This window comes from Sphingomonas sp. Leaf208 (assembly GCF_001421415.1).
Classification (GTDB): domain Bacteria; phylum Pseudomonadota; class Alphaproteobacteria; order Sphingomonadales; family Sphingomonadaceae; genus Sphingomonas.
The window spans coordinates 40,408-63,574 of the sequence record NZ_LMKH01000002.1 but is presented as its reverse complement, the minus strand read 5'-3'; the positions used below and the strand labels follow the sequence as shown (position 1 = coordinate 63,574).

The 23,167-nt window shown below is 63.4% G+C and carries 15 protein-coding genes and 1 pseudogene; 10 read left to right on the top strand and 6 right to left on the bottom strand.

Features of this window, described 5'->3' with window-relative positions; translation table 11 throughout:
- Nucleotides 1–10 precede the first annotated feature (10 nt).
- On the top strand, nt 11–376 hold the full coding sequence (locus tag ASE69_RS03815; RefSeq protein WP_162236828.1) for a response regulator: 366 nt from the start codon (nt 11–13) through the stop codon (nt 374–376).
- Here the strand turns inward: ASE69_RS03815 and ASE69_RS03810 are convergent.
- On the bottom strand, nt 353–559 hold the full coding sequence (locus tag ASE69_RS03810) for a ComEA family DNA-binding protein (RefSeq protein ID WP_235518058.1): 207 nt from the start codon (nt 557–559) through the stop codon (nt 353–355). The genes ASE69_RS03815 and ASE69_RS03810 overlap by 24 nt on opposite strands.
- 203 nt (nt 560–762) lie before the next feature.
- Here ASE69_RS03810 and ASE69_RS03805 point away from each other — a divergent pair, with 203 nt between their 5' ends.
- The 4 genes and pseudogenes from ASE69_RS03805 to ASE69_RS22735 form a co-directional block, all read left to right on the top strand.
- Nucleotides 763–2,223 (top strand): aminotransferase class I/II-fold pyridoxal phosphate-dependent enzyme, encoded by a 1,461-nt coding sequence (locus tag ASE69_RS03805; RefSeq protein ID WP_056483209.1) that lies wholly within the window; start codon nt 763–765, stop codon nt 2,221–2,223.
- A gap of 57 nt (nt 2,224–2,280) precedes the next feature.
- Nucleotides 2,281–2,775 carry a nucleoside deaminase gene (locus tag ASE69_RS03800; RefSeq protein WP_056483207.1) on the top strand — a complete coding sequence of 165 codons (495 nt, stop codon included), beginning with the start codon at nt 2,281–2,283 and terminating at the stop codon, nt 2,773–2,775.
- Nucleotides 2,776–3,051: 276 nt separating this feature from the next.
- Nucleotides 3,052–4,776: a DUF885 domain-containing protein gene (locus ASE69_RS03795; RefSeq protein WP_056483205.1), complete on the top strand. Its 1,725-nt coding sequence runs from the start codon at nt 3,052–3,054 to the stop codon at nt 4,774–4,776.
- An 81-nt stretch (nt 4,777–4,857) separates the two neighbouring features.
- Nucleotides 4,858–4,914, top strand: a pseudogene (locus ASE69_RS22735) (hypothetical protein); the annotation flags it as partial.
- 356 nt (nt 4,915–5,270) lie between these two features.
- Here the strand turns inward: ASE69_RS22735 and ASE69_RS03790 are convergent.
- From ASE69_RS03790 to ASE69_RS03770, 5 genes are all read right to left on the bottom strand, one after another.
- On the bottom strand, nt 5,271–6,770 hold the full coding sequence (locus tag ASE69_RS03790; RefSeq protein WP_056483202.1) for a tryptophan halogenase family protein: 1,500 nt from the start codon (nt 6,768–6,770) through the stop codon (nt 5,271–5,273).
- On the bottom strand, nt 6,767–7,801 hold the full coding sequence (locus ASE69_RS03785) for a cupin-like domain-containing protein (RefSeq protein WP_056483199.1): 1,035 nt from the start codon (nt 7,799–7,801) through the stop codon (nt 6,767–6,769). The genes ASE69_RS03790 and ASE69_RS03785 overlap by 4 nt, the downstream gene beginning before the upstream one ends.
- Nucleotides 7,794–8,498 (bottom strand): SapC family protein, encoded by a 705-nt coding sequence (locus tag ASE69_RS03780; RefSeq protein ID WP_056483196.1) that lies wholly within the window; start codon nt 8,496–8,498, stop codon nt 7,794–7,796. Before ASE69_RS03780 ends, ASE69_RS03785 begins: the two co-directional genes overlap by 8 nt.
- A 55-nt stretch (nt 8,499–8,553) precedes the next feature.
- Nucleotides 8,554–11,826, bottom strand: coding sequence for a TonB-dependent receptor (locus tag ASE69_RS03775; protein ID WP_056483269.1), 3,273 nt, complete (start codon nt 11,824–11,826; stop codon nt 8,554–8,556).
- A 137-nt stretch (nt 11,827–11,963) separates the two neighbouring features.
- A complete protein-coding gene (locus ASE69_RS03770; protein ID WP_082452832.1) occupies nt 11,964–14,285 on the bottom strand; it encodes a beta-glucosidase family protein in 2,322 nt (773 codons plus the stop codon).
- A gap of 134 nt (nt 14,286–14,419) precedes the next feature.
- Between ASE69_RS03770 and ASE69_RS03765 the strand changes: the two genes are divergently transcribed.
- From ASE69_RS03765 to ASE69_RS03745, 5 genes are all read left to right on the top strand, one after another.
- Nucleotides 14,420–15,658, top strand: coding sequence for an MFS transporter (locus ASE69_RS03765; RefSeq protein WP_235518055.1), 1,239 nt, complete (start codon nt 14,420–14,422; stop codon nt 15,656–15,658).
- Nucleotides 15,659–15,668: 10 nt separating this feature from the next.
- A complete protein-coding gene (locus tag ASE69_RS03760) occupies nt 15,669–16,685 on the top strand; it encodes a LacI family DNA-binding transcriptional regulator (protein WP_056483260.1) in 1,017 nt (338 codons plus the stop codon).
- A gap of 581 nt (nt 16,686–17,266) precedes the next feature.
- Complete coding sequence (locus ASE69_RS03755) at nt 17,267–19,810, top strand: TonB-dependent receptor (protein WP_056483194.1); 2,544 nt, start codon at nt 17,267–17,269, stop codon at nt 19,808–19,810.
- A 14-nt stretch (nt 19,811–19,824) separates the two neighbouring features.
- The gene (locus ASE69_RS03750) at nt 19,825–20,955 is read left to right on the top strand and encodes a YdcF family protein (RefSeq protein WP_235518063.1); all 1,131 of its coding nucleotides are present in this window, start codon (nt 19,825–19,827) and stop codon (nt 20,953–20,955) included.
- Between the two features lie 176 nt (nt 20,956–21,131).
- Complete coding sequence (locus ASE69_RS03745; RefSeq protein ID WP_235518051.1) at nt 21,132–23,129, top strand: glycoside hydrolase domain-containing protein; 1,998 nt, start codon at nt 21,132–21,134, stop codon at nt 23,127–23,129.
- The last annotated feature ends 38 nt before the right edge of the window (nt 23,130–23,167 follow it).

Here is a 23,167-nt window from a genome sequence, read left to right as displayed (position 1 = left end):
TATGTGCCATGTGCTCGTCATCGAGGATGATTTCCTCATCGCCGATCACATCATCCAGCTGATCGAACGGGCTGGCGGGACATCCTTTGATCAGGCTGCCTCGCAGGATGAGGCAATCGATGCCGCGAGGTTGCGGCCTCCCTCCATCATCATGTCCGACGTCAATCTCTCAGCCGGTACCGGGCCTGCCGCGGTTGAAGCCATCATCTTAGAGCATGGGCCGACGCCCGTCATCTTCGTGACTGGCACGCGCGAGTATGCCACGTCAGTCGGCCATCGATGGTTGTTCTCGACAAGCCAATCAACGAACAGGCTCTTATCGCGGCGTTCCAAAGCTTGGCGCCCGCCTGAGTCAGCGATCGCCGACGGTCAGTGAAGCAGTCGCGCCATCGGCCTTACCGGTAAGACCGGGTACTTCATCAAGTTGTCTCAGGTCACTGAACCCGCCCCGTTCCTCACGATAGCGGACGATCTCGAACCCGTGCCCCGCTAGCGCCGGGATGGCGTCCAACTCCGCCGCACTCGCCGCGTTGACGTTGATCGGCATCTCGTTCCTCATAGCTCTTCCTCTTTCGTACCCTTGGTGACGGAATGTTGGAAAAGGGCTTTGCTATCGATGAGCGCCCTAGACAGCTAGGCGGAAGGTTTGATTCATGTCCGCCTTGGGCGGATAACTGCTTGTTTGGTAAAGAAGATCAACCATCGTGAAGGGGCTTTCCAGTATCCGTGCGTTTCACCCACTCGATCAGGAGAGGGTTCGGCATGGATCAGAAGAGTGCGCCGTTGGCCGATGCATTGGCGGCGATCGAGAAGAGACCAGTCATCGGATTTGGAGCGCCGGGCCACAACCAGGGTGCAGCCATTCCTGGCGGGATGAGGGCACTGCTCGGCAAGCGCGTTTTTGAAGCCGACGTGCTGACGCCGAAGGGGCTCGATGATCGTACCGAAGGCAAGCTGGCCCTTCAACGTGCGCACGAGATCGCGGCGGAGGCCTGGAATGCCGACTTTTGCCGGTTTGTAACCGGCGGATCCACCCAGAGTCTTCACACGGTTATGGCCTCGGTCGCCGGACCGGGTGACACCATTTTGATCGCGGCGAATGCCCACAAGGCCGAGCGTACCTACGCGCTCGCGACGGGGCTCGATGCCGCCATCGTGCCGGTCCAGATCGACGGGGAATGGGACATCGAGCATGGCGTCGAGCCGCAAGCGCTTAGCGCCGCACTGGCAGCCAATCCGACTGCCAAGGCATTCATCGTCGTCAGCCCGACCTACTACGGCGTCACGAGTGACATAGCGTCGCTCGCTGCTGTTTGTCACGATCACGGCATCCCCCTCATCGTCGATGCCGCCTGGGGCGGTGCCTTCGCGTTCTGTGAGGGGCTTCCGGACGATCCGCTTACCAAGGGGGCGGATGCCGCCGTCTACAGCGCCCATAAGACGATGGGGGCCCTCGCGCAGGGATCGGTGATCGTCGCCAAGGGCGACCTGATCGATCGCCAGCGATTGTGGATGGCCTATGAGCTGTTCGAGACCACCAGCCCATCGGTACCGATCCTAGCAACGCTTGACGCGACCCGCCGAGATCACGCGTTGAACGGGGAGCAGATGTGGAACGGCATCATTGCGCTGGCGGAGAAGCTTCGGAAGAAGATTGCCGGTATCGCGCCGCTACGCGCGTTTGGTCGCGACGATTTGCCGGCAGACGCCGATCTGGACGTCACGAAGGTACTGATCGACGTCTCGGCGCTAGGTGTGTCGGGGTATGCCATCGACGATTGGCTCTACAAGCATCACCGGATCAGCATGGGGCTATCCGACGCCCGGCATATCCTGGCCGTTCTGTCGCTGGGCACAACCAAGTCCGATCTCCGCAAGCTCGTCGGTGGCTTGCAGGATCTCGTGAAGCGGCTCGGTTCCGATCCCTCCATCCTGCCGGCAATCTCGCCTGTGCCCGGGATCGGCACCCTGTCCGTCGACATGGCGATGCCCGGGCCTGCGGCACTCTACGGCCTAGCCGCGATGGTGGCCTACGAGGCGGCTGAGGGAAGGATCGCAGCCGAGATGATCGCGCCCGCGCCGCCCGGCGTCCCCCGACTTGTGCCGGGCCAGCGCATCACTGCTGCACACGTCGCATGGCTTGTCGCGAACCGTGATGCCGGGGCTTTCGTGATGGATCCGGTCGATCCCACAGAAGCGACCCTCAGGGTGGTTCAGAGCTGACGCAGCAACCGGATCGACATGCCAAATTTAACAGCAACTGCAATTAGTGTACACGCAATGCAGACCGATACCGACGAACACTGGATGCAAATGGCGATAGACGTCGCGCGCTCCAAAGGGTCCGACCCCTCAGCCTCCCCGCTTGGATGCGTCATCGTGCTAGACGGGAAGGTGATTGCCGCCGAACGCAATCAGACCAAGGAGTTGCCTGACGCAACCGCTCATGCCGAGATGATGGCGATCCGTCGGGCTTGTGAGCAAACCGGAGAACTGGAGCTGCGCGGGGCAACGTTATACTCGACACTCCAGCCCTGCGGCATGTGCACGATGGCATCGATCTGGTCGAAAGTCGGCCGCGTCGTTTACGGTGCTGGTCGCAACGATGTCCATCCGATGTATTTCGAGGCAAAGCACGTCGACACCCTCGGCTTCATCGGGGACGCCTATCGGGACGATATCGAGATCGAGGGCGGCTGCCTGCGCAGAGCGTGCGCTGAACTCTATTACGGTCCCGATGCTAACTTAAACGGAGAGGAACAGGCCAACCTATAAGCACACAGCATGTCATAGGCGTCGACTGTTTGCGGCTATCAGCGCTAGGGTAACGCAAAGCCTCCCTGAAGCAGCCCCGACGACCCAAATGCGGACGTTCAGACCGTCATACACTCTTCCTAACTTCAGCCGTTCGTTCATCCACAGCTGGCAAGATGCGACAACGAGGACACGGCACAGTTGAATTTCACGCGGCCGACGAAGGAAATCCGGCGCGCTTTCCCTTGCCGACTGAGGGAGGTACGACTGCCGCAACAAGCGGAAAATGGGGACACGATGAGGTTTGAATATGTGGCCGCGACGGTGCTTGTTGCACTTGCTCCAGCAACGGCTTGGGCCCAGCCGAGCTCGGCGGATGCGCAGCTTAAGGCGATCTACGACGCTGAATGGGAATGGCGACAGAAGGAGCTCGCGCAGATTGCGGACGGCTTGCGCAGCAAGTCCGATGATCATTTCCCCGCCGTCGCCCCCGCTGACTGGGCGCGCCGGCGCACCTACTGGAGCACAGTTCTCGACCGCATCGCACGTATTCCCGCGACGCAACTTTCCTCCGAAGAGCGATTGAACGCCGCCGTCCTCAAGGAGTCGCTCCGCGGCGAAGTCGCGAACATCGACTTCCGCACCTACGAGGCGCCGCTCAACAGCGATTCCTACTTCTGGGGCGAAGTGAAGCCCTATGCCCCGCTCGAGAACGCCGACGACTATCGCCGCTACATCGGCCGGCTCAAGGATGTGCCGCGCTGGTTCGACCAGAACATCGCCAACATGCGCGCCGGACTGAAGCGCGGCTTCACGCCGCCACGCGTGTCGCTCGCTGGGCGCGATGCGACCATTGCCGCCTTCACCAAGCCGGGCGCCGACAACCCGCTCGCCGAACCGTTCACGGCAATGCCCGCTTCGATCTCGGCAAGCCAGCAGGCGTCGATGCGGGCAGAGGGACTGGCTGCGATCGATACCGCCGCGGCCCCCGCCTATGCGAAGCTCCTCGTCTTCTACCGCGGCACCTACCTGCCCGGCACGCGCACGACGGTCAGCGCCTCTGCACTGCCTGACGGCGAGTCGTTCTACAAAAGCCAGATCCGCGAATACACGACCCTCGATCTCACACCGGAGGCGATCCATCAGATCGGCCTCAAGGAAGTTTCGCGCATCGACGCCGACATGAAGACGACGATCGCCACCACCGGCTTCAAGGGCAGCTTCGCCGACTTCCTCGCCTTCCTGCGCAGCGACCCGCAATTCTACGCCCGAACCCCGGACGAACTGCTCGGCTTCTCGGCCTATGTGGCGAAGCGGATGGACGGTCAGCTGAAGGACGTCTTCACCACCCTTCCCCGTTACCGCTTCACCATCCAGCCGGTGCCCGACGCGATCGCGCCGGTCTACACCTCGGGTCGCGGTGGGCTCAGCGCATGCCTCATGAATACCTACGACCTGAAGTCACGCCCGCTGTACAGCATCGTTGCGCTGACGCTGCACGAATGTGTCCCCGGTCACAGCCATCAAGCTGCAATGGCATTGGAAGCCCCCAGCCGCCCCGCCTTCCGCCGCCAGACATATTTCTCGGGCTATGGCGAAGGTTGGGGGCTCTATTCGGAATGGCTCGGCACAAAGCTCGGCATGTACCGCACGCCGTACGAGGAATTCGGTCGCGAGACCTTCGAGATGTGGCGCGCCGCCCGCCTCGTCATCGACACCGGCATCCATTCGATGGGGTGGAGCCGGCAGCAGGCGATCGACTACCTCGCCGGACACACAGCGCTCGCGAAGCTCGACGTCGAGATCGAGGTCGACCGATACATCAGCTGGCCGGGGCAGGCACTGGCCTACAAGCTCGGGGAGATGAAGATGCGCGGGCTGCGCGCAAAGGCGGAGGGGGAATTGGGCGACCGCTTCGACCAGCGCCGCTTTCACGACGCCCTGCTCAACATGGGCTCAGTCCCCCTGCCAGCGATGGAGGCCGAGATGATGAAGTGGATCGCGGCAGAGAAATCACGCTGATACGGTCGGCTTCGCCTCGGGTGCTCGCAGCGCGAGGTCGAGCGCTATTGCGTTTCACCCGGGCAAGCGTGCCGCTACAAGATCGGCTATGCTGCCCGGCTGCGCGTACGGGAGAAGGCCAAGGCAATGGCCGGCAATCGCTTCGAAGTGAGGCATTTCGATGATGTACAGGAAGCCGGTGCGATGCCGCTGTCGATTTTTGCAGTGGATTGCCGAGGAACATGCGCACGCGGACTTCCGGGCATGCACCTTCGAACTTCGATTGACGCCGACTCACTTCCGGACACTCCGGTGCCCATTTACGCTTCCCAACTTCGGACGGCGGTTCATCGTCAGAGAAGGTGTAGCGCCGCCTTTGGAAACAGCAGCGTGGATGGCTTAGGGATATCAGTGCCTTGTGGATCCAGAAACTCTTTTTGGTGGGCTCCTTCTCCACACATAAGAGTATTCCCGTCTTGTAAAATATCCGTCCAAAGCAGTGCCTACGTGATGCATCAGCCGTCAGCCAGGCAATACTGCGCTAGGAAATCGCAATGTCGCGGTAGCGCCCGCATTGTACTCGTTATTCCTCTGGAAAGATCTGCAAAGGAGGTTTGCAACTCCTGTTCCTTAATGATGCGCGCGATGCGATGATGCGCGCGGGGCTCGACGCCTTGCCCGAGCATGACTGAGACCCAGGAATCGATCCTGAACAGGTCGTCCTGTCCCTGCCAGGCGCCAGCGGTCTTCGTGAAGAGTGCGATCCGCCCAGCGAGGCTATCAGGAATCGTCATGTGGGCGCAGTCGCGCCAGAACGGAGAATCGTCACGTTGGGTGACGTGGTAATGGAGGATGATGAAGTCGCGCACATGCTCCCACTCGTGCCGGGACTGCGCGTTGAAGCGCGCCGCGAGTGCGACGTGATCGTCGCCCCGGAATGGGAACAGCTGTATCAGGCGGATCACCGCATTCATGATCAGATGGATGCTGGTTGATTCAAGTGGCTCGATAAATCCCGCCGCCAGACCCAGCGCGATACAGTTTCGGTTCCACGCCTTGCGTCGCATCCCAGAGCGGAACCGCAGCGGTCGGGGCTCGAACAGCGGGCGGCCATCAAGAGCGCCGATCAACGTCGCGTGCGCCTCGTCGTCGGTCATGTGCGCGCTGGAATAGACAAGGCCGTTACCGGTCCGCGTCTGAAGCGGAATTTGCCAGCGCCAGCCAGCTCCATGCGCGATCGCACGCGTGTACGGCACGGGGGGTGCGACCGTCTCCGTCTGCACGGCAAGCGCCCGGTCGGTCGAAAGCCATTCCGACCAGTCCTCAAAGCCGGTCCCGAGCGCGCCTTCGGTCAGAAGCGCGCGGAAGCCGGTGCAATCTATGAACAGATCGCCCGCGATCCGCTCACCCGATGCCAGGACGAGCGCGGCGATATCGCCCCCCTCGCCGTCCCGTTCGACCCGCTCGATGCGTCCTTCGGCGCGCCGGACGCCCCAGGGTTCGGCCAGCGTGCGCAGGAACCGGGCATAGGCGGTCGCATCGAGGTGATAGGCGTAGGCCAGCGAATGCTGCTCGTCGTGACCGAAGAGGCCCGCGCCGGCAGCCTGCTGTTCGAGCGAATAGTCGCCGTACGGGCCACCGAACCCGCGTGCGCGTGCCTCCAGCCAGAAATGCTGGAAGTCGGCGATCGCCACCGACCTGCCGACGCTGCCGAACGGATGGAAATAACGGTCGCCGACCTGGCCCCAGTTCTCGAATGCGATGCCGAGCTTGAAGGTGGCTTGCGTGGCACGCATGAACGCCGCCTCGTCGATGCCGAGAAACGCGTGGAAACTGCGCGCGGTCGGTATGGTGGATTCGCCGACGCCGACGGTGCCGATCTCGTCTGATTCGATGAGCGTCACATCGACCAGGGGCCCGAGCTGGCGCACAATTGCCGCAGCCGCGATCCAGCCCGCTGTGCCACCACCCGCGACGACGACGCGGGTACGCTGTGCTTCGGAAAACTCGCTCATCGGTTCAGCCGGTGCAGCAGGTAGGCGCGCAACTGACGTGCGCCGGGCTCGTCGAGCGGTGCGAGCGGTCCGCGCGCAGGCGGTGGTAGATGCGCTGCAACCGCCTCCGCATCGCCGAACACGTAATGATCGAACATCGCGCGCCACGCGCGCTTCTCCTGCGGGGGCCGGTCGCGCAGGCTCAGCAGAGCGTGCAGCATCGTGTCCATCGGCGTATCCATGAAGGCGGGCGCCGCGTTCCACCAATAGTTCACGAGCACGTTGAAGTCGTCGAGCGCCTCGACATGGTGCCACCACAAAGCCGGGTAGACGAGGACGTCGCCTGCCTCCAGATCCGCCACTGATCCGGCGGCAATCGCGGCCGCGAAGCGTGGATAAGCCTCAAGATCGGGCGCGGCGAGATCCACCATGCTCACCACCTGCCCTCCAGGAGTCGGCGCGAGCGGGCCGGGATAGAGGTTGGCGACCTGGTCCGGTGGGAACAGCGTGAAGCGTCGTCGCCCGACTGCGCAGACCGCCGCGTTGTTCGACATGTCATGGTGCGCGGACGCGATCGTGCGGTTGCCGATCCAGATGCTAGCGAGCGGCGGGTGGCGATCGAACACGTTGCCGTGCGGTATCAGGTCGTTCTCAGCGCGGAACCCGAGGAGATAGGTGTCGAGATCGGTGGAGCCGATATAATAAGCGGGTGCCTCAGCGTCGCCGAGATGACCAAGCACGGAATCTAGGAAGACGCCAAGCGCGATCCGCTCGGCGGTGAAGTTCATCGCGGTCGCGGTCTCGTCATAATGGAAGCGCCCCCTGATCGCCGGATCGCCGACATAGCCAGTGACGGGGCGGCCTGCATCGAACCGGCGCAGATACGCGGCAGCCTCTTGCGGCGACTTGCGTCCGGCCTGGACCAGCGGCCAGTCGCCGGCGAGCCCGCGAAGGATCACCGGCTCGTCGGTCGCTATCAATGCCTCCAGATCGAGGACACCGGAGTGATCGATCTCGCGCACGCGTCGCGATACGTGCAATTTCTCAGCCATGGAGCTCTTTCCGCAGCTTCCGATCGATCAGGTGTCGAAGGTTGCCGAGCGAAGAGGCGATCCAAAAGGCCGGACGCAAGAAGTCGTCGCGGTGGAGCCGTGCCAGGGTATCGCCGTCGAGCGCTGCAAGCCGCCCCGCATTGATGGTGAACCGTTCAGGAATATCGTACCGCCGCCCATCGGTAAGATCGAGGTGCAGCGTTGCGGGTTCGAGCAGGCCGGCCACCTCAAACGCCTCGAACATCGCCTTTTCGGTCTCCAGGCCGACATAGATCCGCTGCAGCATCGCCGAGACGTGATCGAGCAACGGCGCGTTCCCGCCAAGGTCGCGGAACACCGGCTCGCCGTTGTCGACGATGCGCGGATGGTTCGGGTCGACGTGGATCATCGGCTCGCCATTGGCATCCACGCCGATCGAGAAGGGACCGCGCGCCCGTGCCGCCGGCACGTACCGCGCGTCCCACCGCTCGCCGTCGAGAAACAGGTTCTCGTCCGGATCGAGCCCTAAAAGAACAGTCGCGAAGAGGGCGCCGTGCTCGTCGCGCCGCAACAGGATCGCATAGTCGCGCTGCAGTTCCTCGAACTCGGCTGGGAAGACGCGCGTCTGGTTGATTGCATCGCCGTAGCGCGCGTGATGACCGACCGCGACACGCAGGTCGCGGTGGTCGATGTTGTTGAGAAGTATCGAGGACGCCATGAGATGATCCTAGACGAGGAAGGCCGCTGTCGTCAGCGGCCTTCTCGCCGTTTGGTCAGAAGCGGTATCGCGCTCCGACCAGATACCGGGCGGACCCTTCCGACAGGTACCAGATGTTGCTCTTGTCGCGGCCGTAGGAGCGCACGCCCTCCTCGGTGATGTTGATCGCTTCGAACCCGAGTGCAAAACGCGAGGTGAGGTCGAAGTTCACCGACAGGTCGAGCTGACCATAGGGCGCGGTGAACACCGGATTACGATCGCCGCCGCGGTTGATGCCGCTCAAGAACTTGTCGCGCCAGTTGTACGACATGCGCGCCGAGATACCGTTCTTGTCGTAGATCAGCGTGGCGTTGGCGGTATCAGACAGACCGACCAGTGCGAACGTGTTGACGCTCGGATCAGCCGCGATGTCGATGCCGATGTTCCCGCGTACGAGCGTGTAGCTGGCTGCCACGCCGAAGCCCGTATCCCCGAGGAAATACTGCCCGGCGAGTTCGACGCCGTAGATGTGCGCGTCCTGGTTGTTGATGGGCGTATTCACCGCGAAGTTGAACAGCGGATCCTGCCCATTGGCGGTGATATCGTACTGGCCGAGGATCTGATCGACGAACCCCTGGTTCAACGCGCGGCTCTGCGTGTTGTAGTTTGCCGCGAACTGGGCGTTCGTCGTCGCGACGTTGCCCGCATTCTGCTGCAGCAGCGCCGTGTAGGTGAACAGGTTCACGTCGGTGATGTCGGCGTTGAACGTACCGGCGAGCTGCTCCCGCGCGGTACCCGAACGCGTCCCGGCGGTGCCCGAGGTGGGATCGCGCAGACCGAACAGATTGCGGTTGACCACCGTCTGGCCGATGAAGTTGTGGACCTTCTTGTTGAAGAAGCCCGCCGACAGGAACACGTCCTTGCGCGGATACCATTCGAGCGAGACGTCGATGTTGTCCGACGACAGCGGATCGAGATCGGTGTTGTGCGCAGTGCCGGTGGCAATGCCACCGATCGCCGTCGGGCGGCCGGGACCGGCGACGTTGGTCGAGGCGAACAGGTCGCCATAGCCTGCACGCGAGATCGTCTTGCTGTACGAGGCGCGGGCGAAGAGGTTGTCGACGACCTCGAACTTGGCATCCACCGACGGCAGCCAGTTGCTGTAACCGCCACGCGACGACAACGTCTGCCGATCGGCGGTGTTCAAGACGAAGAAGTCGTTGTCGGCAGTCCACACGACCGCGGTCGGCACCGGCTGGAGCGAAACCGCTCGCACCTTGGTGTTCTCGTACCGAACGCCGGCAACCAGCTGCGCATTGTGATCGAACAGCTTGCCGTTCCAGGATCCCTGGACATAGCCCGACCAGATGTTCTCGCGGACGCGGTTGTCGTCGTTCGCGTCGATGTTGTCGGCGTGGTTCACACCGTCGTTCGTCACGCCGAGATAATAGTCGTGCAGCGTGTTGTAGAGCTTCGTCGCGTCCTGCGTGCGGAATGCCACCAGGGTGTTGGCGTCCGGATTCCCATCGTTGTGCTCGAACTTGCACACGTTGCAGAACTGGAAGACCTGACCGGGCGCGAGACGCGCGATGTCGGGCGGCAGCGAATTGCCCCAGTCACCCAGGACCTGGCGCGTGTTATACTGCGTCTGACGCGTATTCGTGGTGCGGTAGTCAGCACCAGCGTCGAGGCGGAGCTGATCGTTCAGTGCCCATCCCGCGTCCGCGCGAAGTTCCTTGACCCGCTGCGTCTGGTTGGATGCGAACTGACGCTGCACAGCGCTCGACAGGTCGCCGAGATCGATCACGCCGTTGCCGTTGCCCTTGATGAAGGACTGGCCGGTTGGCGTCGTGCTGGCCGAACCGTCATTGATCGCGATCGTCTGCTGCGGGAAGCCATTCTTGCCGAGTGTAAGCGAATGTGCGGCGACGACCGGCGCGTTGAAGGCGACTGTGGTCGACGTTTGACCATTGGGATTGTCAGGCGAGCTGTCCGCGCGACCGATGTGGCCGTCGATAGCGAGCGAGAAGCGGTCGGTCGGCTTCCATTCGATGTTGCCGCCAAAGTCGTACAGCTTGTTCTTCTGCGCACGATACGCCTGCTCGAACGCCTCGTCCTTCACGCCGTTGATCGTTTCGGACAGGAAGCTCGTCGTCGCGATGCCGTTGCTGGCGTCGTCGAACGTGACCACGCCGAACGGGCGGTTGAACCAGTTGGACTGGGTCGAGCGACGTTCCGACTGGCGCAACTGCGCATAGAGGCCATCTGCAGTGAAGGTCAGCGTGTCAGTCGGACGGAATTGGATGACGCCCGACCCGTTGATGCGCTCGCGGCTCGCCTCGGAGAAGTGATAGCGCGAGTCGTTCGGCACGGAGACCAGCACGTTGCCGTTGGTCGGACGGTTATTGATCACCGTCTGACCGTTGACGAAGCCGTTGCCGGGATTGAGGAAGTCGGTCAGCGACCGGATGTTCCAGTTGTCCGGCGCGACGCTGGAGAAGCTGAAGTTGCGCTTCTGGTAGCTGCCGAACAGCGACACGCCGAAGCGCTGGTTGGGATCGCTCCAGCTGGCGGTACCCGAGACTTCGGGCGTCACGCGCGCGCCGCAGTCGAAACAGTCTGATGAGCTGTTGTCGTAGCTGCCCTTGACGCCGAGCGAGCCCAGCAGACCCGTGTCCTTGGAATCAAGCGGACGACGGCTGACGACGTTCACGGCCGCGCCGATGCCACCAGAGGGTATAGCAGCACGGCCGGTCTTGTAGACCTCCAGCGTCTTTACGCCTTCGGAAGCGAGGTTGGAGAAGTCGAACGAACGACCGAAGCCGCCCGCGCCGTCGCCGCCCTGATCACCGCCCACCGCGACGATGTTCGATGTCGCGAGCTGACGGCCGTTGAGCGTGACGAGATTGTACTGCGCGCCGAAGCCGCGAACCGTGACGGTCGAGCCTTCACCATTACGGCGATCGATCGACACGCCGGTAATGCGCTGCAGCGATTCCGCGAGATTGGTGTTGGCGAACTTGCCGATGTCTTCGGCGCTGATCGCATCGACGACGCCGAACGAGTCGCGCTTGATCGCGATCGACCGCTCGAGCGAGGCGCGAACGCCGGTCACGACGATCTCGTCGCCTGGGGCCTGGTCGGGCATCGCGTTGGTCGCGGTCGCACCGGTCTCAACCTGCGGAACGCCTGGCGACGTATCGGCTTGTGGCGTGCCCTGTTGAGCCTGAACGGACGGCGTCTGATCTGGAGCGGCCTGCGCATTCGCCAAGCCGGGCATCGTTAGCCCCGCCACCAGCGCGAACACCGACGTCGAACGCGCGAACGCCGACGGAATAGATCCCCTCATACTCATCCTCCCTGACCGGCATGTCCCTACCGGTATATGATTCTGGCGGTGTAACCCCGCGTCACTCAACCGTGCTGCCGTCCGACATCGATGTCAATCAGAGCGTGACATCGACGTCCAGCAGGCGCGGATTTGTTTCAAGGTGTGTCAAAAGCAGCACGGGCCGACGCTAGGCGCCGGTCAGTCAGGATGACCGTCCCTGCGCCGATCGTCGTCTGAGCGTCCGTTGCGAGTTTGAGCGCATACGCGCCGCCCTTTAAGCGCCAGCCGGAGGTCTCCCACCGTGCCAACGCGCGTGGATCGGCTGTGATCGTCACGTTCCTGGTCTCGCCGGCCGCCAGCGTTTGACGTGACCAGCCGACCAACCGAGGCGCGCCACCGTCCGGCGACGTCGCGTAGAGTTGAGGTACGGCGGTGCCGGTACGTGCGGTCTGATTGGTGACAGCGAACGTTACGCTGGCATTGGTCCCGCCCGAAAACCGTGGGTTGCTGATCTTCGTGTTGGCGTAGCTCAGCCCGAAGCCGAAGGGGAACAGCGGTGTGTCCTTGCGTGAGGCATACCAACGATACCCGACGTTCGCCCCCTCCTGATAGGTGACGGGATAGGCCGGAAGCAGGCTGGCATCTCCGGCACCGGCATTGGCAGAGGCGTCGTTGCTGGTCGCGCCGGTCGGCGAAGTCACGGGCCGAGGGCGAGGGAGTTGCTCGATGTTCCGCGGGAAGCTGATCGGCAGCCGGCCCGACGCATCGACCTCGCCGAACAACACGCGCGCGATCGCCTCACCGCCACGCTGGCCCGGATACCAGGCTTCGACGATCGCCGGCACCCGCGTAGCCCATGGCATGAGTACAGGTCCACCGGTCTCCAGCACAACGATGGTACGTCGATTGGCGGCGGCGACTGCGTCGATCACCGCATCCTGATTATCGGGGAGCGACAAGGAGGGCGCATCCTGTGCTTCGGTCTGCCAATGCGTTGCAAACACGATCGCGAGGTCGGCGGCTCGGGCCGCCTTGGCAGCGGCGACCGGGTCGGTGCCGTCGACGAACGTCACCTGCGCGTTCGGCGCCAGAGCCCTGATGGCCCGCAGCGGCGATGACGAGTGATAGGTTATCCGGGCGAACGAGGCTGCCGCGCCACTTTTGAGCGGGATCTCGATCGGCACGCCGCCGACGGAGCGAACCTGGGACGAGCCGCCGCCGGACAGCACGCCGACGTCAGCATGACCGCCGATGACCACGATCGATCGTACCGTCTTGGCAAGCGGCAAAAGACCCTTCTCATTCTTGAGCAAAACGATACCTGCCTCGGCAGTGCGCTGTGCGATCTCGGCGTTGGCGGCATAGTCGATCGGCTGTGCGGATGTGGGCGTGGGATTGTCGTAGAGACCGCTGGCGATGACCCCGGTCAGGATGTGGCGCACCATGTCGTCGAGCCGCGCCGTCGAGACCCGCCCGGCAGCGACAGCGTTCGCAAGCGGTGTGCCGAAATAGACCTTGGCATCCAGTTCCTGGCCTGACTCCTGATCGAGCCCTGCGTTGGCCGCCTTCTCCGTGGAATGTACGGCACCCCAGTCGGACATGACGAACCCGGGATATCTCCATTCCCTGCGCACGACGTCGGTCAACAGGAACTTGTTCTCGCAAGCATAGTCGCCGTCGATGCGATTGTACGCGCACATCACCGAGCCCGGCTTTCCATCCGCAATCGCGATCTCGAACGCCAGCAGGTCGCTTTCCCGTAGTGCCGTCGGATCGATCCGCGCGTCGAGAACGGCTCGCCCGGTCTCTTGGCTGTTCAGGACGAAATGCTTGATCGTCGAGACGATATGGTTCGACTGGACGCCCCGGATCGACGCCGCGCCCATGACGCCTGTCAGCAGCGGATCTTCGCCGAGATACTCGAAGTTCCGCCCGTTCCAGGCATCACGCGTCAGGTTCACGCCGCCCGCAAGCAACACGTTGAAGGTCTTCGCCCGCGCTTCGCTGCCAATCATCGCGCCACCGGCATAGGCGATGGCGGGATCGAAACTCGCGGCAGTGGCAAGGCTTGCGGGAAGCGCAGTGGCCACATCGCCCTTGCGCTGCTCGACCTGATTGGCAACGCCCAGCGACGCATCGCTCTCACGCAACGTCGGTATACCCAGACGGGGGACTCCGGGCACGTAACCGGCGGACGGAATCATGTCGGATGTCATCGGCTTCGCCATCGGCGGAAATATGCCGTGCACGTACAGCAGCTTTTCGGCCCTGGTCATCGCCTTTACCAGAGCGTCAGCCCGGTCCGCCGCGGTTCTCGTCGTGTCACGCCAGATTTCCGACGTCCTTGCGCCCGTTCCGCCAGCCACCTTGGGAGCTGAAGCTTTTGCAGACCCCACCCCTGGCAGAGCCTGCGCCGAAAGTGCCATTGGCGCGACGCTCAGCAGCGCGCAGGCGATGCGCGGAAATCCCGTGCTCATCGTAGATATCCTCCCATGCCGCATTTTCCCGAGCGGCTTGGCAGCGTGATCGCCAACTCCGACATCGATGTCAATGCGAAGCACGATGCCGTCGTCATACATTGCGCAGCAGCCCCGCCTTGCTAGGATGAGGCGTGAACACCAGCAGCATGCCCCTTGCGCCCGCTACCGGCGAACAGCGCGCGACACTGCTGTTCCAGCTTTGTATCGGCGTCTATTTTCTCGGCGGATTCCTCAACTCGCTTGTCGGATTGCTGGTGCCCCGGTTGCGGATGATCGAAGGCCTGAACCACACGCGCTCGCTGCTGGTGCAGTTCGCGTTCCATTCAAGCTATCTCCTCTTCGCAGTGCCGATCACCGTGCTGGTGGTGAAGTTCGGCTACATGCGAAGCATCGCGGCGGGGCTGGTCGTCATCGCGCTGGGTTGCGGCCTGCTGGCTGCCTCGCTTGGGTCGCTTGGGTACATGACCGTTCTACTCGCGCTCCTCGCGATTGCCGCCGGCGTCACCTTCCTGCAGATCGCCGCCAACATAGTCGTCCCGGTTGTCGAACCGGCGCGCAGCGCCGTCTCGCGACTGACCTTGCTGCAAGGCTTCAACTCGCTTGGTACCGTACTGGCGTCCCTGGCAGGATCCGCGCTGCTGCTCGGGACGGGTCGGCAACGATTTGGTGAACTGGCAGACCACATACGGGTCGTTCTGCCGTTCCTTGCGGTCGCGCTGGTAGCACTTGTGCTTGCCTCAGCCTTCATCTGCCAACGCGATCTGCTGCGCGCGTCCTCAGCGCCGCGTCGCGTCCCGCTTTCGGGCATCGTCGGCGTGTTGTCGAACCGGCGCTTGCTGGCAGGTGGCGGCGCGATGTTCGCCTATGTCGGCGCCGAGGTTACGATCGGCACGCTACTCGTAGAGTATCTGGCGATGCCCGACATTCTGAACGTCTCGCCGGTCGCGGCGGGGCAACTTGTAGGTCTGTACTGGACCGGTGCGCTGGTCGGCCGACTGGTAGGCGCCCGCTACCTCACCCGCTATGGTGCGCCGACGATGCTGCTCGGCTGCGCGATCGCCGCCGTCGCGCTCGTGGCGGCGGCGATCGGCCTGCACGGGCCCGTGGCTGCCACGGCGCTGCTTGCAGTCGGGCTGTGCAACGCGATCATGTATCCGACGATCTTCGCGCTTTCGCTGCCCGACGATCATTCCACCGCGACCTATGCCTCGATGCTGTTGTGCATGGTAGTCGTCGGGGGCGCCGTCATCCCGTTGCTGACCGGCGTTGTCGCGGACGCGGTCGGCTTGAGGATGTCATTCATGCTCCCTGGCATCTGCTACACGTTCATCGCGGCGTTCGCGTGGTGGCGGCATCGCACATGGGATTGATAACACGATGATGCCGCCGGTAACCATCAAGGATGTTGCGCGCGCTGCAGGCGTGTCGCCCAAGACCGTTTCGCGGGTGATGAATGCGGAGGCACATGTTCGGCCAGCGGTACGAGACCATGTGCTGAGTGTCGTCGAGGAACTGGGTTATCGCCCGAACGCCTACGCCCGCAGCCTGTCGAGTTCGCGGTCCTACCTCATCGGATTGTTCTTCGACGATCCGGCATCGGGGTACGCTGCAGAGGTCCAACTGGGCGCAATGGCCCGCTGCCGCCATCACGGCTATCATCTCGTCGTCGAAAGGATCGACCGCGACGGGCCCGAGACGCTCGACGAGGTATCAAGAACGTTGCAGGCCTTGCAGCTCGCCGGGGTCATTCTAACCCCGCCGATCTGCGACTGGTCCGATCTCACCGACCTGCTCGATTCCCGCGGCATCCCGGTCGTGAAACTGAATTCATCACGAACCGGCTCATCGGCCGCGGTGATTCACATCGACGACTACCAGGCCGCGCGCGATATGACCGATCACCTTATCACGCTGGGGCATCGCGACATTGCGTTCGTTCAGGGGATCGTATCGCACGATGCGGCTGGCAAACGACTGGCGGGCTTTTGCGACGCGATGCGTTGCGCTGGAATCGGCGTTAGAGATGCCTGGATCCAAGCCGGCGACTTCAGTTTCAGGTCGGGCATGGCGGCCGGCGACGCGATCCTCTCGACCAACGACCATCCCAGCGCCGTGTTCGCCGCCAACGACGAGATGGCTCTGGGTGTTTTGGTCAGCGCCGCGCACAGGAACATTGCCGTACCAAAGGCCCTCTCCGTCGTCGGCTTCGATGACGCGCCTATTTCCCGCATGGCGTGGCCTCAGCTGACCACCATTCGTCAGCCCAATGCCGTTCTTGCAAGCGTGGCCATCGATATCCTGGCCGATCCCTCGTACCAACAGGCAGGCGACCGGCCCGCGCGATCGGTTCAGGTACCATATACGTTTATCGGGCGTTCGAGTTCGGGTCCGGCTTAATGTACGGAAACAGGCTAACCGAAAGCAGCTCCAATATTTAGGTGTTTGTTACCGTCGACCAACCTTATGGTTACAGTGGTCCACTTATGAGCCGCGATCTGAAGCAAGACCCAATTGCAGACGTTCAGATCGCCCTACGCGCTTCCAAACATCAGCCGTTCATTCACCCGGAGTTGGCAGAATGCACGAGGATACGCCGCAGTCGAATTTCGCCCGGCTTTCCAAATTGAGGCGGCGCGCTTTCACTTTCAATCAAGGTAGATACGACTGCCTGAACAGCCGTAAAACACGACGAGATGAGGTTAAATCTGTAGCTACGCTGCTTCTTGCATTTGCTCCAGCAACGGCGCGAGCTCGGCGGTTGCACAGCTTAAGGCAATCTCCGATGCTGAATGAGGATGGCGACATAAGAAGCTTGCGCGGCAAGTCCGATGATAATTCCGCCGCTGCCGTCCCCGCTGGCAGTACCAGTGCTACGTTACCTTTTGGTCAAGTACTTCATCGAGTTATTCCGCACCGTTAATAAAACTGTCACATTGAGCGTCCAACGGCCTTTATTGAACAGGGGTGGGGACGAATAGATGACCAAATTTGGCTTGCGCACGGGTTGCGCCATTCTCGCGTTGAGCATCGCCACGCAGTCGCCGGCCTGGGCTCAAACCGCGCCCGTTACTCCTACGACCGCCACGCCCCCGGCCGATGCTGTTCCAGAAACTGCCGTACCAGACGCCGCGGCGCCTGACGCCGGCGGCGGCGACATTATCGTGACCGGGTCTGCCCGCCAGCAGCGCCGCTTCGACGTCTCCTACGCGGTCAACTCGCTCAGCAACGCCGACATCCAGAAGCTCGCGCCGATCAACTTTGCCGACCTGCTCGGCAAATTGCCCGGCTTCGCGGTCGAGAACACCGGTGGCGAGGTCCAGAACATCATCCGCCTGCGCGGCCTGCCAAGCGACGGCGGCCTCGTCACCTTCCAGCAGGACGGACTGCCGCTGTTCCACGAGAATGACGGCAACTTCTTCCGCGGCGATAGCATCAACCGGTTCGACCTGATGACGCAGCGCGTCGAGGTCGTACGCGGCGGCCCTGCCCCGGTCTATGCGAGCTACGCCGCGGCGATCGTCAACAACATCACCGTATCGGGGACCGACACGACGCGCGGCAAGGCGCAGGTGACGCTCGGCGACACCGGGCTCTACCGGCTCGACGGGTACCAAGCGGGCCCGATCGACGACTCGACCTATTACGCGATCGGCGGGTTCCTCCGCCGCCACGACGGCTACCGCGATAACGGCTTCCCGAACGATCGCGGTGGCCAGGTCCGCGCCAACATCAAGCACGACTTTAGCAACGGATCGCTGCGCGTGTCGGGCAATTACCTGAACGACCACAACGTGTTCTATTTGCCGATCCCGACCGCCGACCCGCGCGATCCGAGCAAGTCGCTCAACCAGTATATCGACTTCTTCAGCGGCACGATGAACTCGCCCGCGCTGCGCAATGCGAACATCCGCTTCCGCGAGGCCAACGGCACGACGCGCAACGTTGACGCCGATCTCGGCAACGGGCGTCACACGCAGTTCGGCAATGTCGGCGTGCAGTACGACGCCGATTACGACGGTTGGAAGGTCGCGGCGAAGGGCGGCGTCAGCGTCGGCAAACTCCATTTCAACGCGCTGTACTCGACCAGCAACCCGTCGGATGCCAATGCCTATGCCGCCAGCAACCTCGGCGCGGCACGGACCGCGTTCGGCGCGGGCGTGACCCGGCTCGGCTATGCGATCGCCGGCACCAATGGCGCCGAGGTCTATGACCCGAACACCGCGTCGGGCCTGGTTGTCCCTGCGCAGTTCCGCGACGTCGTCTCAAAATACTATTCGACACAAGGCGACCTGAGCGTCACGCGGTCGATTGCGACCGGGTTCGGCACCCATGACCTGCGCGTCGGCGTGTATGGCAGCCTGTACGGCGAGACCAACGAGGTCGCGTACCAGGACTATCTGCTTGAGGTGAAGGGCAAGCCGCGCACGCTCGATCTGATCGCGTACAACGCCGCGGGCCAGGCGGTCGGCTCGGTCACCGACAACGGCGTGCTGCGCTATACGACCACGCTCAACCGCGGCAACACTGACGCCTCGATGTACGCGCTCTATGCCAACGACACGTGGGAACTGGTCAAGGGCCTGACCCTCGACGGCGGCATCCGCCACGAGCGCTACAGCTTCGAGGGCTATGCCTTCGCGACCACCTCTGCCAACCTCGGCGATCCGAACACGCTCGCCGACAACGCGGTCCGCGCGTTCACCGGCCAGATCATCAACTCGAAGCTCAGCCCCAGCATTACCAACTGGACGGGGGGCATCAACTACGACGTCACCAAGCACTTCGGTGCCTATGCGCGCGCCTCGCACCTCGAAACGCCGCCATCTACGCAGGTGACGTATCAGATCAACCCGACGATCATCACGTCGAAGGCGAACCAGTATGAGGTCGGACTGAAGGCCGCATTCGGCCGGTCGTATCTGTACCTGATCGGCTTCTACACGCGCTACAATCCGCTCAACGCGTCGTTCGTCGCGCTCGACCCGGTCACCGGTCGCAACGACCAGTCGGTGCCGTTCGTCGGCAAGGCGGAGATCAAGGGCATCGAGATCGACGGCAACCTCGCGCTCCCGCACGGTTTCGCGGTCACCGGCGCGCTGACGATCAGTGATCCGCAGTATAAGAGCCTCGTCAACGCCAACGGCGCGAGCGCGGGCGACGTCGAGGGCAACCAGATCGTCCGCGAGCCGAAGGTTTATGGCAACATCCGTCCCTCGGTCGACTTCGACGTCGCGGGCAATTCCGTGCAGCTGTACGGCCGCTACGAATATACCGGCAAACGCTACGTCGACTTCTTCAACAACACTGCCCTGCCTTCGTATCAGACGGTCGGCGCTGGGCTCACGCTGACGCACGACACGTGGCAGATGCAGGTCGTCGGCGACAATCTGTTCAACGCGAAGGGCCTTACCGAAGGCAATACGCGCACCGATCAGTTGAGCGGCCAGGGTACCGCGGACGCGATCTACGGCCGGCCAATCTTCGGTCGCAACGTCCGCCTCGTGGTCAGCAAGTCCTGGTGACGGGCTTGCGTTTGATGGTCGCGGCGCTGGCGATGACGGCGGCTGCACCGGTGTGGGCGGAGACGCCTGCACCGGTGGCCGTCAGCGACACGGTGGTCGACACGCTGTCTGAGCGACTGTTCCCGATGCTCGGCGCGCTGGGCCGGCTGCCGACCGTGACGTTCGATACGCGAGCGCGACGGATTGCCGCGTGCAGTGACGTACCCGCCTGCGTGATCGAGGCGACGATCTGGACCGATCAGGACCGGGCGATGGTCGTCCCCAGTCTGTCCAAGAAAGGCACGCAGCCGAAGTCGAATGCCGACCTTTCTGTAGCGGCCGGCATCAACCAGGAACTCGATGCACTGAACGTCGTGCTCCGGGTCTACGGCCTCGGCTTGCCGGGCCGCTATCCCAAAATCGACGGCCCGATCTTCGCCACCGACACGCCCTTCTTTACCGATAGCGTGAAGGTCGCGATCGATACCGCTCGCGCCGCGTCCGATGCGCCGCCGGCGACGATCGCAGCGAGCGTGCGGTTGGCGGTGGCGTTGCTCGACGCCAACGATGCGACGGCCGCGACGCGGTTCGAACCACTCGACCAGCGTGAGAATGCCGGTGCGCGCGCACTCGCGCCGCGGACCGACTGGAAGGCGTTCCGCTATGCGCTGCTGATCGTCCCCGGCGTCGGCCCCGAGGACGTCGGCACCACGCTCAGCCCACGTAGCAAGCTCCACGCGCTGCTCGCGGCGCAACGCTATCGCCAAGGTCTCGCACCGTTCATCCTCGTCTCGGGCAGCGCGGTGCATCCGCGCGGCACCCGGTTCGTCGAAGCGGTTGAGATCCGTCGCGCACTGGTCGAGCGCTATGGCATCCCGTCTGACTGCGTCATTCTCGAGCCGTATGCGCGGCATACGACAACCAACCTGCGCAACGCGACGCGGCGGATGGTGGCGCTTGGCATCCCACTCGACCTACCGACGCTGATCGTGACCGACGCCGAGCAGAGCAAATACATCGAAAGCCGGACCTTCACCGACCGCAACCGCACGGAGCTCGGGTATCTGCCGGGCACGGTCGGGCGGCGGCTGTCGGCGTACGACCTCGAATTTGAACCGTCGCGGCTATCCCTACGCCAAGATCCGCGCGATCCTCTCGACCCATGAGCGATTATTTCAGGCACGCATTCTCTAGCACGACAAACACCTTCTCTAGTTCCACCCCGGCGAAGGCCGGGGCCCAATTAGGGGACGGCGGTAACTTGGGATCGCGCTCCATTACGACCGCGTTTCCAATTGGGGCCCGGCCTTCGCCGTCGTGGTTGAAATATCCGCTGCTCCTCGTGCTCCTTCTGGCCCCCGCTGCGGCCAACGCTCAGGACACCCCCGCCGACCTAGTCGACCCGTTCGTGGGCACGCTCGCCGACTTCGGCCAACTCTCCCCCGCCGCCGTCGCACCGTTCGGCATGATGCAGCTCGGCCCCGACACCAGCCCGGCCAACCATGCCGGCTACGATCACGCCGCGACCACATTGCTCGGCTTCTCGCACACCCGCGGCGTCGGTGTCGGCTGCGGCGGCGCAGGCGGCGACCTGATGATCTCGCTGCGCTATGCTGGCCAGACCGGCCCGGCGCTAATCGACAAACCCAGCGAAACCGCGCGCGCCGGCACCTACCGCGTCCGCTACGACCGCGGCATCCAAGCCGAGATGACAGCGACGCGGGGTGCCGGCGTGCTGCGCTTCACCCTCCCCCGAGCTGGCACCGTCGACCTGCGGATCGACCCGCGACACAGCTATTCAAAACCTCTCGCGGCTAGCTGGGACAGCCTCGCCAGCGACGACCTCCGCGCCGACCTTGTTGCGGGGACGGTCTGTGACCAAGGTGCCTATCATCTCCACACCGCCAGCCGGATCCTCGTCAACGGACGGCCGATCCACCAGACGCTGACCGCTGGTACAAACGATCTGGCAACGCTCCACATCACCGGCAAAGCGGGCGACGCAATCGAAATCCGTACCGGCCTGTCGACCGTCGACGGACGCGGTGCAGCATCGGTTCGCGACACGGAAGTCGATAGCAAGTCCCTTGCCGCCGTCGCGGGCGAAACACGCGCCGCCTGGAACCGCATCCTAGGCCGCGTCACGTTAAGCGGCTCGCGAGACCAGCGCGCGCTGTTCTACACGTCGCTCTACCGCGTCATGGAAACCCCGGTCGCGATCGACGATCCCGACGGCCGCCACCGCGACAATAAGGGCGCGGTACAGACTTCGCTTAAAGGTCGGACGCGCTACGCCAACTGGTCGCTATGGGACAATTACCGTACCCAGATGCCGTTGCTCGCATTGCTCCAGCCCGAGCGCAGCGCCGATATCGCTCAATCGCTGGTCGCACTCTACGCGGGCGGCAAAGCGCAATGGTCGACCCCGCACGAGCCGTTCCTGACGGTCCGCACCGAGCACGCCGGGATCGCGCTGCTCGACATGCACCGCAAGGGCATCGCGATCGACGTGGACGCCGCGCTGGCGGGAATGGCGGCGGACAGCGACACGCTCAAGCGCGGCACGCCGGACGAGCAGATCGAGGCGGCGTATGACGATTGGGCGACCGCCGAACTCGCACGCGATCTCAGCCGCACCGATCTCGCGCGGACCTTCACCGCCAAGGCGCAGAGCTATCGCCCGATGTGGCGATCGGTGTTCCAGACGCCGGGCGCGGACGGCGACGTGGTCAAGGCGCGCGGGCTGTATCAGGGCACCTTGTGGCAATATCGCTGGGCGCCGATCTTCGACCTGCCGTGGATGACCGCGACGGTCGGCCGCGAACGGATGCTCGGCGAACTGGACCATTTCTTCGATGCCGGCCTGTTCAACATGACCAACGAGCCCGACATCCAGGTCCCCTGGATGTTCGCCGCGCTAGGCCAGCCGCAAGCCACCGCCGACCTGATCCACACGATCCTGACCAAGCCGATCGCGCATCCCTATACCAACAGCGGCAAGCTGCCGATGCCGTTCGTCGGCCGCAGCTTCGCGCTGTCGCCGCAGGGCTTTGCCGACGGAATGGACGACGATGCCGGCGGGATGACAGCGTGGTACGTGTTCGCGACGCTCGGCCTGTACCCGCTTGTGCCGGGCGAACCGTGGTATATCGTGACGACACCCGTGTTCGCTCGAAGCTCGATCGAACTTGGCAATGGGCACACGCTGACAATCCAGCGCTCCGGGCCCGAGAACGGCCGGATCGCGCGCGCGCGCTTGAACGGACGGCCCCTTACAAACTTCCGCCTCCAGCACGCGGATCTGCTCATAGGGGGGACATTAGAAGTCACGACTCGATGACATATCCTGCGAACCCAAACGTCGACGCTTTGACCCGG